Consider the following 12,542-nt stretch of genomic DNA (forward strand, 5'->3'; position numbering starts at 1 on the left):
GGGACGTGACCGCCCGGGGACGCGGAGCACGTGCCGGGAACGCGCCCGGGAGAACGCGCTCAGGAGGCCGAGGCGATGGTGGCCGAGCCGATCACGGTGTCGCCGAGATAGAGCACGGCGGCCTGCCCCGCCGCGACCCCGGTGGCCGGGGCGTCCAGCGTGATGTGGACCTCCCCGCCGGAGAGCTGGGCGCGGCACCCGTACACCTCGCCGTGGGCGCGGAGCTGGACCGTGCAGGCCAGCGGCTCGCGCGGCTCGTCCACCGGGCCGTTCCAGACCGGCCGCTCCGCGACGATGGTCGTGACCTGGAGGGACGAACGCGGGCCGACGGTGACCGTGTTGGAGACCGGCTCGATGGACAGCACGTAGCGGGGGCGGCCGTCGGGGGCCGGGCGGTCGATGCGCAGGCCCTTGCGCTGGCCGATCGTGAAGCCGTAAACGCCCTCGTGATCGCCCACGACCTCGCCGGACTCGTCGACGATCGAGCCCCTCGACGCGCCGAGGCGGTCGGCGAGGAAAGCCCGGGTGTCACCGTCGGCGATGAAGCAGATGTCGTGGCTGTCGGGCTTGTCGGCCACCAGGAGGCCGCGCCGCGCGGCCTCCTCGCGGACCTGCGCCTTGGTGGAGTCGCCCAGCGGGAAGATCGCGTGACCGAGCTGCTCCCGGGTGAGCACGCCCAGGACGTACGACTGGTCCTTGCCCTGGTCGGGGCTGCGGCTCAGGACGCCGTCCGCGACACGCGCGTGGTGCCCGGTGGCCACCGCGTCGAAGCCCAGCGCGAGGGCCCGGTCGAGCACCGCCTCGAACTTGATCTTCTCGTTGCAGCGCAGGCACGGGTTGGGCGTGCGGCCGGCGGCGTACTCGCTGACGAAGTCCTCGACCACGTCGCGGTGGAACCGCTCGGCCATGTCCCATATGTAGAAGGGGATGCCGATCACGTCGGCGGCCCTGCGGGCGTCTCGCGAGTCCTCGATCGTGCAGCACCCGCGGGCGCCGGTCCGATAGGACTGGGGGTTGGCGGAGAGGGCGAGGTGGACACCGGTGACGTCATGGCCCGCCTCGGCGATGCGGGCGGCCGCCACGGCGGAGTCGACGCCGCCGGACATGGCGGCAAGCACACGAAGACTCATAACCCCTTGAGCGTACCCGCGCCGGCGCCCACCCCGTCGGGCCGGGAGGCCCCGGGATCACCCGCGGGTTCGCGCGGAAGGCCCCGGGCGAAGGCCCCGGGAGGCCGCGAGGAACGAGCCTGCACCATACGGGACCAACTCAGACCCGCACGGCAGACACCCATACGGCACGGATCAGCTCAGGCCCGCACGGCGGGCACGCTCGACGACGAGGCCGATGACCTCGGCCAGCCGGTCCACGTCCGCCTCGGTCGAGGTGTGCCCCAGGGAGAAGCGCAGCGAGCCACGCGCCCGGACCCCGTCGGCGCCCATCGCGAGCAGCACGTGGGAGGGCTGGGCCACCCCGGCCGAGCAGGCCGAACCCGTCGAGCACTCCACCCCCTTGGCGTCCAGCAGCATGAGCAGGGCGTCGCCCTCGCAGCCGGGGAAGGAGAAGTGGGCGTTGCCGGGAAGGCGGTTCACCGGGTCGCCGTTGAGGATCACGCCGGGCACCGCCTCGCGGACCCTGCGGATGAGGTCGTCGCGGAGCCCGGTCAGCCGGGCCGAGGTCTCGGCCTGCCCGGCCACCGCGGTCCGTACCGCCATGGCGAAACCGGCGACGGAGGGGGCGTCGAGCGTGCCGGAGCGGATGTCACGCTCCTGGCCGCCGCCGTGCAGCACCGGCACCGGGTCGACGCCCCGGGCGAGCAGCAGGGCACCGACGCCCATCGGGCCGCCGACCTTGTGCCCGGAGAGCGTCAGCGCGTCGATCCCCGAGTCGGCGAAGACCAGGGGAAGCTGCCCGACGGCCTGGACCGCGTCGGTGTGGAAGGGGATGTCGTGCTCTTTCGCGATCGCGGCGAGCTCGTGGACCGGCTGGACGGTGCCGACCTCGTTGTTGGCCCACATGACGCTGACCAGGGCGACACTCGCAGGGTCGCGCTCGACGGCGTCGCGGAGGGTCTGCGGGTGCACCCGGCCGAACTCGTCGACGTCGAGCAGCTCGACGGTCGCGCCCTGGTGGGCGCTCAGCCAGTGCGCGGGATCCAGCGCGGCGTGGTGCTCCACCGCGCTGATCAGGATCCGGTCCGCGCCCCCGGCGCGGCGGGCCCAGTACAGGCCCTTGACCGCGAGGTTGTCGGCCTCGGTACCGCCCGAGGTGAAGACGACCTCGCTGGGCCTGACGCCGAGCGCGGCGGCGATGGTCTCCCGCGACTCCTCCACCACCTGGCGGGTGCGGCGGCCGGCGGCGTGCAGGGAGGACGCGTTGCCGACCTGGCCGAGCTGGGCTGTCATCGCCTCGATCGCCTCGGGAAGCATCGGCGTGGTCGCCGCGTGATCGAGATAGGCGGACTTCACGGCCGCATTCCCCTCCCCAACTCGCTGTCAACCTTCCAAGCGTATCCGCGCCCGCGTGGGACCTGTATCCCGGAGTTGCCACTAAACCGTCCAGACGGTACAGTAACTGCCATGAGACGGGAAGAGCTGTTGGACGCGGCAGAGGATCTGCTCTGCGACCAGGGCTCCCAGGCGCTCACCCTGGCGACCGTCGCGGAGCGCGCCGGATGCAGCAAGGGCGGCCTGCTCTACCACTTCGGCACGAAGGAAGCCCTGATCAAGGGCATGGTCGAGCGGCTGATCGAGGAGTTCGACGAGCTCGTCGCCACCCAGGGTCACGACACCTACACCAAGAACTATCTGGCGGCCACGTTCGCCGCCGTGCGGAGCGGCAGGCTGCGCCGCTGGGCCGTGGTGACCGGAGCCTCCGGCAACCTCTACCTTCTGGCGCCGCTGCGGGTGGCGATGGCCCGGTGGCACCGCGAGGGGCTCGACAGCGAGCCCGACCCGGGGGCGGCGCAGATCGTGCGCCTGGCCTGCGAGGGATTGTGGGACGTGGCGAGCCACGACCCCGATCTCTACGACGCCGAGCACCTCGAGGGCCTGAAACAGCGCCTGCTGGCCCTGCTGCCCGCCTGATCGCCCCGTCCGCCTGACCCCCCGGCGCCACGACGCGCCGGCCTGCGGACGCCCATCTGATCATTCACCTGACCGGGGGAAACACTCACAAAGATTGGTGGTCGCTTTCGCACGCGCGAAAGCGACCGACTTTGGTGTGCCCGCTCCCCGGTTTGTCAAAACATTTATTGAAGGGATTGCGTCATGACCCGCGACCTGAGAGCGGCTCGAACCGGGGCGGTTCTCACATTCGTGCTCGCCGGACTGCTGTGCGGATCGATGACCGTGCGCATTCCGGCGCTCTCCGACAAACTCGGCCTGTCCGAGGCGTCGGTGGGCGTCACCCTCCTCGTGTGGGGGCTGGGAGCGCTCATCACCATGCAGTCGATGCGCGGGGTGATGGCACGCTTCGGCAGCCGGAGCATCCTGCGGGTCGCGGCCCCCCTGACCGCGATCACCCTGGCGCTGCTCGCGGTGGCGCCGTCGTTCCCCCTGGCCGTCGCCGCGAGCGGCCTGTTCGGCATGGCGTTCGGCGCGGTGGACGTCGCGATGAACGCGCAGGGATCGGTGGTCGAGCGCGCCTACGGCCGCCCGCTGATGAACGGCATGCACGCAGGCTGGTGCGTGGGGGCGATCTCCGCGGGCCTGCTGGGCACCGTGGCGATCGCGGCGGGACTCTCGATCACGGTCCACCTGGCCCTGGTCGCCCTGCTCGCGCTCCCCGTGGCGGCCCTCGTCAGCCGCTCCTACCTGCCCGACCCGGTGACGGCCCCCGCTCGCGGGCGCGGTGCCGCCAGGCCGCCGCGACGCCGGATGCCCCCGGTCGTCTACCTCCTCGGCGTGATCGCCTTCTGCGCGTTCATGGTGGAGGGTACGGTCGCCGACTGGAACGGCCTGTACCTGCGGAACACGCTGGGGGCGCCGGAGGCGCTCGCCGCCCTGGGCTACCCGATCTTCGAGGCGGGCATGCTGGCCGGGCGCCTCGCCGGTGACCGTGTCCGGAACCGCTTCGGCGCCCGCGGCATGATGGTCGCCTCGGGCCTGGCCACCGCCGCGACCTTCGGCGTGGTCATCACGGCCCCCACGGCGCCGATCGCCATCTCGGCCATGCTGTTCGTCGGCGTGGCCGTGGCGACGGTCTCGCCGATGGCCATGTCCCTGGCGGGCGGCGCGACCGGCACTCCCGGACCGGCCATCGCCCAGACCGGCGCGATGGGCTACGCGGGACTGCTCCTCGGCCCGGTGATCATCGGTCTCCTCTCCGACCTGGTCACGCTCAGGGTGGGCCTCGGCCTCGCCGTGGTACTCGGCGTCCTGATCGCCGTGGTCGCGTGGTTCCTGCCCCGCTCCCGCGCGGTCGTCGTCCCGCTGGAGACCCCCAGGCGCGAGCTCTCCATGGCGGCCTGACCCCGGCGGGCCCGCGGGCCGTCCTGGCCCGCCGGTGAGAGCCGGAACACCGAGAGGGCACCGCACGACGCGTGCGGTGCCCTCTCGCGTTCCTCTGCCCGCCGGTACGCGTGACCCGGCCGGTCACTTGCGCTTGGTGATCTCCTCGGTCAGCTGCGGGATGATCTGGTGCAGGTCGCCCACGACGCCGTAGTCGGCGAGTTCGAAGATCGGCGCCTCGGGGTCCTTGTTGATCGCGATGATCGTCTTGGCGGTCTGCATCCCGGCCCGGTGCTGGATGGCCCCGGAGATGCCCGCCGCGATGTACAGCTGCGGGGAGACGGTCTTGCCGGTCTGGCCGACCTGGAACTGGTGTGGGTACCAGCCGGCGTCGGTGGCGGCGCGGGAGGCGCCGACGGCCGCGCCGAGCGAGTCGGCCAGCTCCTCGATGATCGAGAACTTCTCGGCCGAGCCGACACCCCGGCCGCCGGAGACCACGATCGCGGCCTCGGTGAGCTCCGGGCGCGCGCCCTTCTCCTCCTTGACCCGCTCCACGATCCTGGCGCCCTTGGCGGCGTCGGACACGGTGAAGGTGACGCGCTCCTCGGCGCCCGCGCCCGCGGCGGCCTCGACGGGGGTGGCGTTGGGGCGGATCGCGACGATCGGGACGCCCTTGGTCACCCGCGACCGGACGTTGATGCCGCCGCCGAAGATGGACTGGTCGGCGACCAGGCCGTCCTCGATGCCCACGACGTCGGTGAGCACACCGGAGTCGATCTTGATGGCGAGGCGACCGGCGATCTCCTTGGCCTCGGCCGTCGCGGCGACGAGCACCGCGATCGGCGACCTCTCGGTCACGAGGTGGGCGAGCAGCTCCGCCTTGGGGGCCACGACGTAGTCGCTGACCTCGGCGGAGTCGGCCAGGTAGATCTTCTCCGCGCCGTACTCGGCCAGCCTGGCCTGGGCGTCGGGAGAGTAGCCCGCGCCCGTCCAGACCGCCGCCGGGGTGCCCAGCTTCCTGGCGAGTGTCAGCAGCTCAAGGGTGACCTTCTTGACCTGGCCTTCGACGTGCTCGACCAGAACGAGAATCTCGGACATTCCAGCTAACCCCCGCTCTCAGACGAACTTCTTCGACGCGAGGAAGTCGGCGGCCTTCACGCCGCCGTCGCCCTCGTCCTTGACGACCGTGCCCGCCGCGCGCAGCGGGGCGACCGCGAAGTCGGCGACCTCGCTCCAGGAGTTGGCCAGGCCCACCTGGGAGGCGTCGATCTCGGCGTCGGCGACACCGAGCTTCTCGACCGGCTTCTTCTTGGCGGCCATGATGCCCTTGAAAGACGGGTAGCGCGGCTCGTTGATCTTCTCCACGACGGAGACGACGGCGGGCAGCGAGGCCTCGACCCTGTCGTAGCCGTAGTCGGTGACGCGCTGGATGGAGATGGAGCCCTTGTCGGCGATCTCCACGCGGTTGGCGAAGGTGAGCTGCGGCACGCCGAGGCGCTCGGCCAGCATGGCGGCGAGGACGCCGGTGCGGGCGTCCGTCGACTCCGAGCCGAGCACGACCAGATCGAAGCCGATCTTCTTGAGGGTCTGTGCCAGGGCGTGGGAGGTGCCCAGGGCGTCCGAGCCGTGCAGCGCGTCGTCCACCAGGTGGACGGCCTTGTCGGCGCCCATGGCCAGGGCCTTGCGGATGGTGTCGCTCGCCTTGTCGGGACCCATGGTGAGGACGGTCACCTCACCGCCGTGGGCCTCCTTCAGGCGCAGCGCCTCCTCGATCGCGTATTCGCACAGCTCGTTGATGACGCCGTCGGCGGCGTCGCGATCGAGCGTATTGTCATCGGACCTCAGCTTGCGCTCGGTCGCCGTGTCGGGGACCTGCTTCACGCAGACGACAATGTTCATGGCCGGTGGCCGACCTCCCGTGTTCGCGTACGCCACCGCGTCGCTGCGGTTGACGTCGGATGCGGTGCGCGCACGCGGGGCACGTGCACGCGCTGCCAAGACTGCCACAAGACTGCAACAAGACCGCCAGGTGCCCTCGGGCGGTGTGGCAGCGGGTGGCCCGAGCGATACGTACCCCGCCCCGGCCTCCCGTCCTTATGTTACCCATTGGTAGCTTAGGTGCAAACCACCAGGTCGCGCAGCTCTCGCCGGGCAGCCGCGACCTTTCCCAAGGATCATTCCCCTACCATACCGAACTATGTTCCGGTATTCGCGGGAGGGCTCCACGCCACGCGTACGGTCCGGGCCCACTCACCCGGCCGCGTTCAACCGGCCACCAGGATCCCGACCAGGACGAAGACGACGGTGCCCAGCACCAGCGCCAGGGTGAACGTGCTGAAGAACGCGCTCAGCACCGCTCCCAGCGCGACGGCCCCGGCCCCCGCGGCCAGGTCGAGGATCGCGCGCCCGCGGTTCCGGTGGGCGAACAGGGCGATGCCCGCGTCGACGAGCAGCACCGAGCCGTACCCGGCCAGTAGCAGCAGTGCCACCTCGGGCAACGGCTCCCTCGCGGTCGCGGCCGTCAGGGCGACGAGCAGGCCGGTGCCGACAACCCAGCGGCGGTGCACGACGGCCCTGCGGCGCTCAAGGGCCTCCTCGGGCGAGGGCCTGCCCGCCGCCGGGCGCGGCTGCCCCGGCCGCCACTCCCGGGTGCCGAGATCCCGCACCCCGGCGTCCGCGGCGTCGGCGTCGGTGTCGGCGGCGTCCTGGGGCGGCCTGCTCCTCGGCACCGCGATGTCCCGGAGGCGGAATTCCGGGCCGTCCGCCTCCGCGAGCGGCGGAGGGTCACGGAACTTGGCCGTCCGGTGCCATTTGGCCTCGGCCTGGGCGCTCCTCCGGGCGTCGGCGGTGTCGCGGCGGGATCGGGCCGGCCGTGCGACGGGAGCGCCGCCCAGCCACGCCACGATCCTGTCCGCGGACGGCCGGGCGGCGGGATCGCGCAGCAGGCACTCGCCGAGCGCCGGCTCCAGCCACCCGGGAACGCCGTCGAGGTCGGGAGGGTGATGGACGACGCGGTAGCCGATCGCCGACGCCGGGCCGGTGCCGTAGGGGTGCCGTCCCGTGGACGCGTACGCCAGCGTCGCCCCGAAGGCGAAGACGTCGGCCTCGGCACCGGCCTCCGCGCCCTCCAGCACCTCGGGCGCCAGGTAGCCGGGCGTGCCGAGCACGGCCCCCGAGGCGGTGACCGAGGGCGAGTCGAGCGCGGAGGCGATGCCGAAGTCGATGACGACCGGCTCGCCGTCGGTCAGGATCACGTTGGCGGGCTTGAGGTCGCGGTGCACCACCCCGGCGGCGTGCACGGTGGCCAGGGCCTCGGCCAGGCCGCGCGCCAGCCGTACGAGATCGTCATCGAGGACCGGCCCGTCGGCGGCGACCACCGCGCCGAGCGGGCGGCCCTGCACGTAACGGGTGACCAGATAGGGGCGGGCCCCCTCCAGGGAGGCGTCCAGGACCTCGGCGACACGCGGGCCCTGGACCAGCCGCATGGTCTCGACCTCGCGGGACAGCCTGGTCAGAGCCGTCTCGTCCGCCGCGACATGGGGATGCAGGATCTTGACCGCCACCGTGCGCCCCTCGGGGTCCAGCGCCAGGTGGACCTCGCCGAAACCTCCGGCGCCCAGTCTCGACAGCAGGCGGTAGGGGCCAAGGTGTTCACCGTCCGCCGCGACCATGCGACTCCTTCCGGCCGGTCTCCTCCATCGTGCCGCAGAGAAGGCCGTCGCGCACCGGTCGGCGGCCGGGAAACACCCGTCAGCGGGCCGTTACTTCCAGAATGTCAGGAATCCCAGACCGAGGCTGTTCATCAGGTTGTCGAAAAGCCCGCCGACGAGGTCGAGCGCGCCCATCGCGCCCTCGTTCGCCGACTGCCGCCACTGCGCCGTGAGGCTGTCGACGACATCGGTCGGGTTGCGCCACGGGGAGAAGGACGGGACCACGCTGAACGCCGCCATCACCGCGAAGAACGCCAGCGTGCCCAGCACGATCGTGGTCACCATGCCCGCGCCGGGACTGCGGATGACCCCGCTCAGCGTGCGGGCGACGGCCTTGCGGGGCTTGCCCCCGCCGGGCAGGACGAACAGCCCGGCCACGAAGGCACCCGCGGCGTAGGCGGCCGCGAAGTTCTTGTTCATGTCCCCGGCGTAGACGAGGAACCCCCACACGCACATGCCGAACATCGCGGACAGCACCCCGGTGACCAGCGTCCCGAACGCGGACCTGATCAGCGCCCACGGGGTGCCGAGCACCGCGAGCAGGGGGTCGCTGGCGCTGTTGCCCCGGATGGAGCGGCGCTGGGCCAGGTCCCCGAGCAGGTGTTCGCCCACCCGCAGGCAGAGCGCGGCGGCCAGCGCGAACACGCTCACCACCACGGGCAGCACGCAGGCCAGCGCCACCAGGATGGTCAGCAGCAGCATCGAGGCGAGCGGGTGGGCGGCGCGGTAGCGCTCCCGCGGAGGGGTGCGGGGCGCGGGCGCGGGCCGGTCCTGGGTGGGGGCCTCACGCCGCGCCTGGACCGGCGGCGGGTAGGGCCGCGCCTGGCCGGTGGGCGGGGGCGCGGGATATCCGGCCACCCGCTGGTCGGCGAAGGGCGGCGGGGCCGCGGCCCTGGCCTGCGCCGAGGGCGGCGCGGGGACGTAGGGCGGCGGCTTGGGAGCCGGGACGTACGGGGGCGGTGCCGTCGCGCCGGACACCTGGCCCTGCTCCTGCCTGGGCCTGCGCTCGCGCCGCTCCGGCTTGGCGTACTCGACCGGCGGGAGCAGGTCGGCGTACCCCTCGTCCTGCGGCAGCGCGCGGGTGCCGTTCCGGGGCGGCGAGGACGGCGAGACCGGGGCGGCCGGGGACTGGGACTGGGTCTGGCCGTCCAGGACCCTGGTGCCGTCGGCGTTGAGGACCTTCGTCCCGGCGTCGAGGACGGCGGTGGGCGGCGTCTCCTGCAAGGCCGTCACCCTCGGGTCGAGGGCGCGGGCCATCCGGTGCAGCTCCGTCGCGGACGGCCGGGCGACGGGGTCGACGGCGAGGGCCCGCCGCAGCCAGCCGCGCAGCCACGCGGGGGCCAGGTCGATGTTGGCCCGGCCCTCCATGATGTTGAAGCAGACGACCTCGAAGCTGCCCGTGCCGAACGGCGGCTTGCCGGTCGCGCCGAAGAAGACCGTCGAGGCCAGCGCGTGCACGTCGGCCGCCTGGGTGATCTCGGAGTCGCGGATGATCTCCGGGGCGAGGTAGCCGGGGGTGCCGACGAACATGCCGGTCTGGGTGAGCCGGGTCGCGTTGACCAGGTGCGCGATGCCGAAGTCGATGACCAGCGGGTCACCGTTGACGATCATCACGTTGGACGGCTTGAAGTCGCGGTGGATGACGTCGGCGGCGTGGATGGCCACCAGCGCCGCGCACATGCCCCGCGCCAGCCGGATGATCTGGTCGGCGGAGAGCGGGCCGTCCTCCAGGACGGTCTCCTCCAGCGTGCGCCCCGGGGCGAACCTGGTCACGATGTAGGGCTGCTTCGCCGTCAGCTCGGCGTCGAGCACCTCGGCGACGTGCTGGCTGCGCACCCGCCGCATGGTCTCCACCTCGCGGGTGAGCCGGTCGCGGGCCTTGAGGTCGGCGGCCACGTGCGGGTGCAGGACCTTGACGGCCACCTCGCGCCCGTCCTCGTCGAGCCCGAGGTGGACGACGCCCATGCCGCCCTCGCCGATCTTCCTGAGCAGGCGGTACGGGCCCAGCCGCTCGGGCGCCCGCGTGTCCCCGGTCATCACGCCGCCTTCTCTCGTAGGGCTTCCAGTTTCTGCACCACCGTTTCGACGTCGACCGGCGTCCACACCGCCTGTCGTGCCTTCTCTCCCACGGTGCCGATCGCCAGGAAGACCATCAGCGCCGCCACCGCCGCCAGCCCCGCGGCGGCGACGATGGCCGCGCCGCGCGACGGCAGCAGTGATGCCAGCGTACGTCGCATCTGGCGGCTTGGGCCCTCGACGCCGGGTCCGGCGCAGAGGGTCCAGAGCGTGACGGCCGTCCCCCAGCTCAGCGCGTTGGTCTCCGACATGCCCCCGACCCACACCGTGAGCAGGAGCGTCACCGGCAGGCCGAGGACCAGCGCGTACGGCACGAGGGCGACGGTGATGCCGATCGACTTCAGGAGCGCGGCCGGCTGGCCGAGCACCCGGAAGACGTCGGCCGCCGCCTCGCCCGCCCCCCTTCTGGCGTTGAGCGCCGGCTGGGCGATGTCGGCGGCGCGCAGCAGGATCGCCACCGGGATCACCAGCACGGCGACGATCACCGGGGCGATGACCGCCGCGACCGTCATGACGACCAGCATCAGCACGCTCGCCACCCCGTACGCCTTGGAACGCTGCAACGCGTGACCCGGACGCTGGCCGGGGTGGAGCGCCGCCGGCACGGGCTGCTGAGGCTGCTGGGCATGCTGCTGGGAGGGCTGCTGCGGCTGGGGGTGCGGGTAGGGGTAGGGCGGTGGTGTGGGGGTGCGGACGTGCGGGGTCTGCTGCTGGTCGGGCGGGGCCTGCCGCTGCGGGTAGACCGGCGGGGGCGGGCCACCCGACTGCGGTGACCGGCCCTGCTGACCCGGCTGGGCCTGCCGGCCGAGCTGACCGTGCTGGGCCTGCTGGCCGTGCTGGGCCTGCTGGCCGTGCTGGCCCGGCTGGCCGGTGTACTGGCGGATGTATTCCTGCAGGTCCTGGGGGCGGACCCGCTGGGTGGGGATGTCCCCGTCGGAGACCGGCGCGGTGGCGCCCTGGTCGCGGGCGGCGGGGATGGGCGGACCGGACGCCGGACCGGGCACGACGCCCGGGGTGCGGGTGGGGATGTCCTCGGGGGCGAGCGCGCCGGTGGGCAGGTCGTACGCGGCCTGCTGGGCCGCGGCGGCCTGGCGCAGCTCCTCGGGCGTCACCCGGCGGGTGGGCCACGGGTCGGGCTGCTCCTCGCCGAGCAGCGAGACGTACTCGTGGGGCTGGGCCACGGGGGCGGGGGGCCAGGGGGTGGGCTGCTGGACCGCCGGGCGTGACGCCACCGGGGTCGGCACGTCGCCGGGCTCGTCGACCGCGGCGCCCTGGCGGCCGGGGACGTGCGGGGCCTGGGCGCCGGATCCCGTGGGCCCCTGGCCTCCCTGGGCCACCTGACGGCCGTGACCCGGCTGGCTGTCCCGGCCCGGCCGGTCGCCCTGGCCGGACGTGCCCGAGGCGCCGTGACCGAACGCGCCGGAGGACCCGGGAGCGCGGGAGCCGGTGGCGGGGCCGTCGAACTCCGCGACCGTGGCGACCTCGTCGGGCACCCGGGACCTGCCGGAGGCGGGCAGCAGGCGTGCGACCCGCGCCGCCAGCTCGGCGGCGGCGGGCCGCCTGGCCGGGTCGCGCTGGAGGGCGGCCCGCAGGACCGGCTGGAGCGCCTGGGGGACGGCGTCGACGTTCGCCTTGCCCGCGGTGATGTTGTAGAAGATCATCTCCAGCGTGCCCTTGCCGAAGGGCGGCAGGCCGGTGGCGGCGAAGACCAGGGTGCCCGCCCAGGCGTGCACGTCGACCTCGGGTCCGGCCTCGTGCCCCTCGATGATCTCGGGGGCGAGGTAGCCGGGGGTGCCGATGAACATGCCGGTCTGGGTGAGCCGGGTGGCGTCGACGGCCTGCGCGATGCCGAAGTCGATGAGGACCGGCTCGCCGTCCAGGATGAGGACGTTACCGGGCTTGAGGTCGCGGTGGATCACCCCGACCGAGTGGACGGCGGCCAGCGCCGACGCCACCCCGTGCGCGACCCGCAGCAGCGCGGGCAGCTCCATGGGGCCGTCCTGCTTGACGACCTCGTCCAGCGGCCTGCCCGCGACGTAGCGCGTCACGATGTAGGGGCGGTGGCCGGTCACGTCGGCGTCGAGGACCTCCGCGATGTACTCGCTGCGCACCCGCCGCATCGTCTCGACCTCGCGCGAAAGACGGCGGCGCGCGACGTCGTCGCCCGCCACCTCCGCGCGGAGGACCTTCACCGCCACCTGCCGGCCCTGCGGGTCGACGGCTAGGTGAACCACGCCCATACCGCCCTCACCGAGCCGCCGCAGCAACCGGTAAGGACCCAATCGGTCGTCCTGATTCATGGCAT

At 73.1% G+C, this 12,542-nt stretch carries 9 protein-coding genes; 2 read left to right on the forward strand and 7 right to left on the reverse strand.

Features of this window, described 5'->3' with window-relative positions; all coding sequences use genetic code 11:
- Nucleotides 1–59: 59 nt before the first annotated feature.
- Both mnmA and ABD817_RS12510 read right to left on the reverse strand, forming a co-directional pair.
- Nucleotides 60–1,130, reverse strand: coding sequence for a tRNA 2-thiouridine(34) synthase MnmA (mnmA, locus tag ABD817_RS12505; RefSeq protein ID WP_344917999.1), 1,071 nt, complete (start codon nt 1,128–1,130; stop codon nt 60–62).
- A 174-nt stretch (nt 1,131–1,304) separates the two neighbouring features.
- Nucleotides 1,305–2,468: a cysteine desulfurase family protein gene (locus ABD817_RS12510; protein WP_344918000.1), complete on the reverse strand. Its 1,164-nt coding sequence runs from the start codon at nt 2,466–2,468 to the stop codon at nt 1,305–1,307.
- A gap of 111 nt (nt 2,469–2,579) precedes the next feature.
- Here ABD817_RS12510 and ABD817_RS12515 point away from each other — a divergent pair, with 111 nt between their 5' ends.
- Together ABD817_RS12515 and ABD817_RS12520 are read left to right on the forward strand one after the other, a co-directional pair.
- A complete protein-coding gene (locus ABD817_RS12515) occupies nt 2,580–3,086 on the forward strand; it encodes a TetR/AcrR family transcriptional regulator (protein ID WP_344918001.1) in 507 nt (168 codons plus the stop codon).
- 183 nt (nt 3,087–3,269) lie between these two features.
- A complete protein-coding gene (locus ABD817_RS12520) occupies nt 3,270–4,472 on the forward strand; it encodes an MFS transporter (RefSeq protein WP_344918003.1) in 1,203 nt (400 codons plus the stop codon).
- 123 nt (nt 4,473–4,595) lie between these two features.
- Here ABD817_RS12520 and ABD817_RS12525 read toward each other — a convergent pair whose 3' ends face one another.
- From ABD817_RS12525 to ABD817_RS12545, 5 genes are all read right to left on the reverse strand, one after another.
- Nucleotides 4,596–5,549, reverse strand: a complete 954-nt coding sequence (locus tag ABD817_RS12525; RefSeq protein WP_344918004.1) for an electron transfer flavoprotein subunit alpha/FixB family protein — start codon at nt 5,547–5,549, stop codon at nt 4,596–4,598.
- Between the two features lie 18 nt (nt 5,550–5,567).
- Nucleotides 5,568–6,350 carry an electron transfer flavoprotein subunit beta/FixA family protein gene (locus tag ABD817_RS12530; protein ID WP_344918005.1) on the reverse strand — a complete coding sequence of 261 codons (783 nt, stop codon included), beginning with the start codon at nt 6,348–6,350 and terminating at the stop codon, nt 5,568–5,570.
- A 365-nt stretch (nt 6,351–6,715) separates the two neighbouring features.
- Complete coding sequence (locus ABD817_RS12535; RefSeq protein ID WP_344918006.1) at nt 6,716–8,122, reverse strand: serine/threonine-protein kinase; 1,407 nt, start codon at nt 8,120–8,122, stop codon at nt 6,716–6,718.
- Between the two features lie 90 nt (nt 8,123–8,212).
- The gene (locus ABD817_RS12540; RefSeq protein WP_344918007.1) at nt 8,213–10,198 is read right to left on the reverse strand and encodes a serine/threonine-protein kinase; all 1,986 of its coding nucleotides are present in this window, start codon (nt 10,196–10,198) and stop codon (nt 8,213–8,215) included.
- Complete coding sequence (locus ABD817_RS12545; RefSeq protein WP_344918008.1) at nt 10,198–12,537, reverse strand: serine/threonine-protein kinase; 2,340 nt, start codon at nt 12,535–12,537, stop codon at nt 10,198–10,200. The genes ABD817_RS12540 and ABD817_RS12545 overlap by 1 nt, the downstream gene beginning before the upstream one ends.
- Nucleotides 12,538–12,542: the final 5 nt, after the last annotated feature.

The organism is Streptosporangium oxazolinicum, assembly GCF_039537505.1.
GTDB classification, from domain to species: Bacteria; Actinomycetota; Actinomycetes; order Streptosporangiales; family Streptosporangiaceae; genus Streptosporangium; species Streptosporangium oxazolinicum.

What these genes read in the sequence shown, in the direction of transcription:
- mnmA (WP_344917999.1), bottom strand. Translation starts at nt 1,130, where the DNA reads ATGAGTCTTCGTGTGCTTGCCGCCATGTCCGGCGGCGTCGACTCCGCC.
- ABD817_RS12515 (WP_344918001.1), top strand. Translation starts at nt 2,580, where the DNA reads ATGAGACGGGAAGAGCTGTTGGACGCGGCAGAGGATCTGCTCTGCGAC.
- ABD817_RS12520 (WP_344918003.1), top strand. Translation starts at nt 3,270, where the DNA reads ATGACCCGCGACCTGAGAGCGGCTCGAACCGGGGCGGTTCTCACATTC.
- ABD817_RS12525 (WP_344918004.1), bottom strand. Translation starts at nt 5,549, where the DNA reads ATGTCCGAGATTCTCGTTCTGGTCGAGCACGTCGAAGGCCAGGTCAAG.
- ABD817_RS12530 (WP_344918005.1), bottom strand. Translation starts at nt 6,350, where the DNA reads ATGAACATTGTCGTCTGCGTGAAGCAGGTCCCCGACACGGCGACCGAG.
- ABD817_RS12535 (WP_344918006.1), bottom strand. Translation starts at nt 8,122, where the DNA reads ATGGTCGCGGCGGACGGTGAACACCTTGGCCCCTACCGCCTGCTGTCG.
- ABD817_RS12540 (WP_344918007.1), bottom strand. Translation starts at nt 10,198, where the DNA reads ATGACCGGGGACACGCGGGCGCCCGAGCGGCTGGGCCCGTACCGCCTG.
- ABD817_RS12545 (WP_344918008.1), bottom strand. Translation starts at nt 12,537, where the DNA reads ATGAATCAGGACGACCGATTGGGTCCTTACCGGTTGCTGCGGCGGCTC.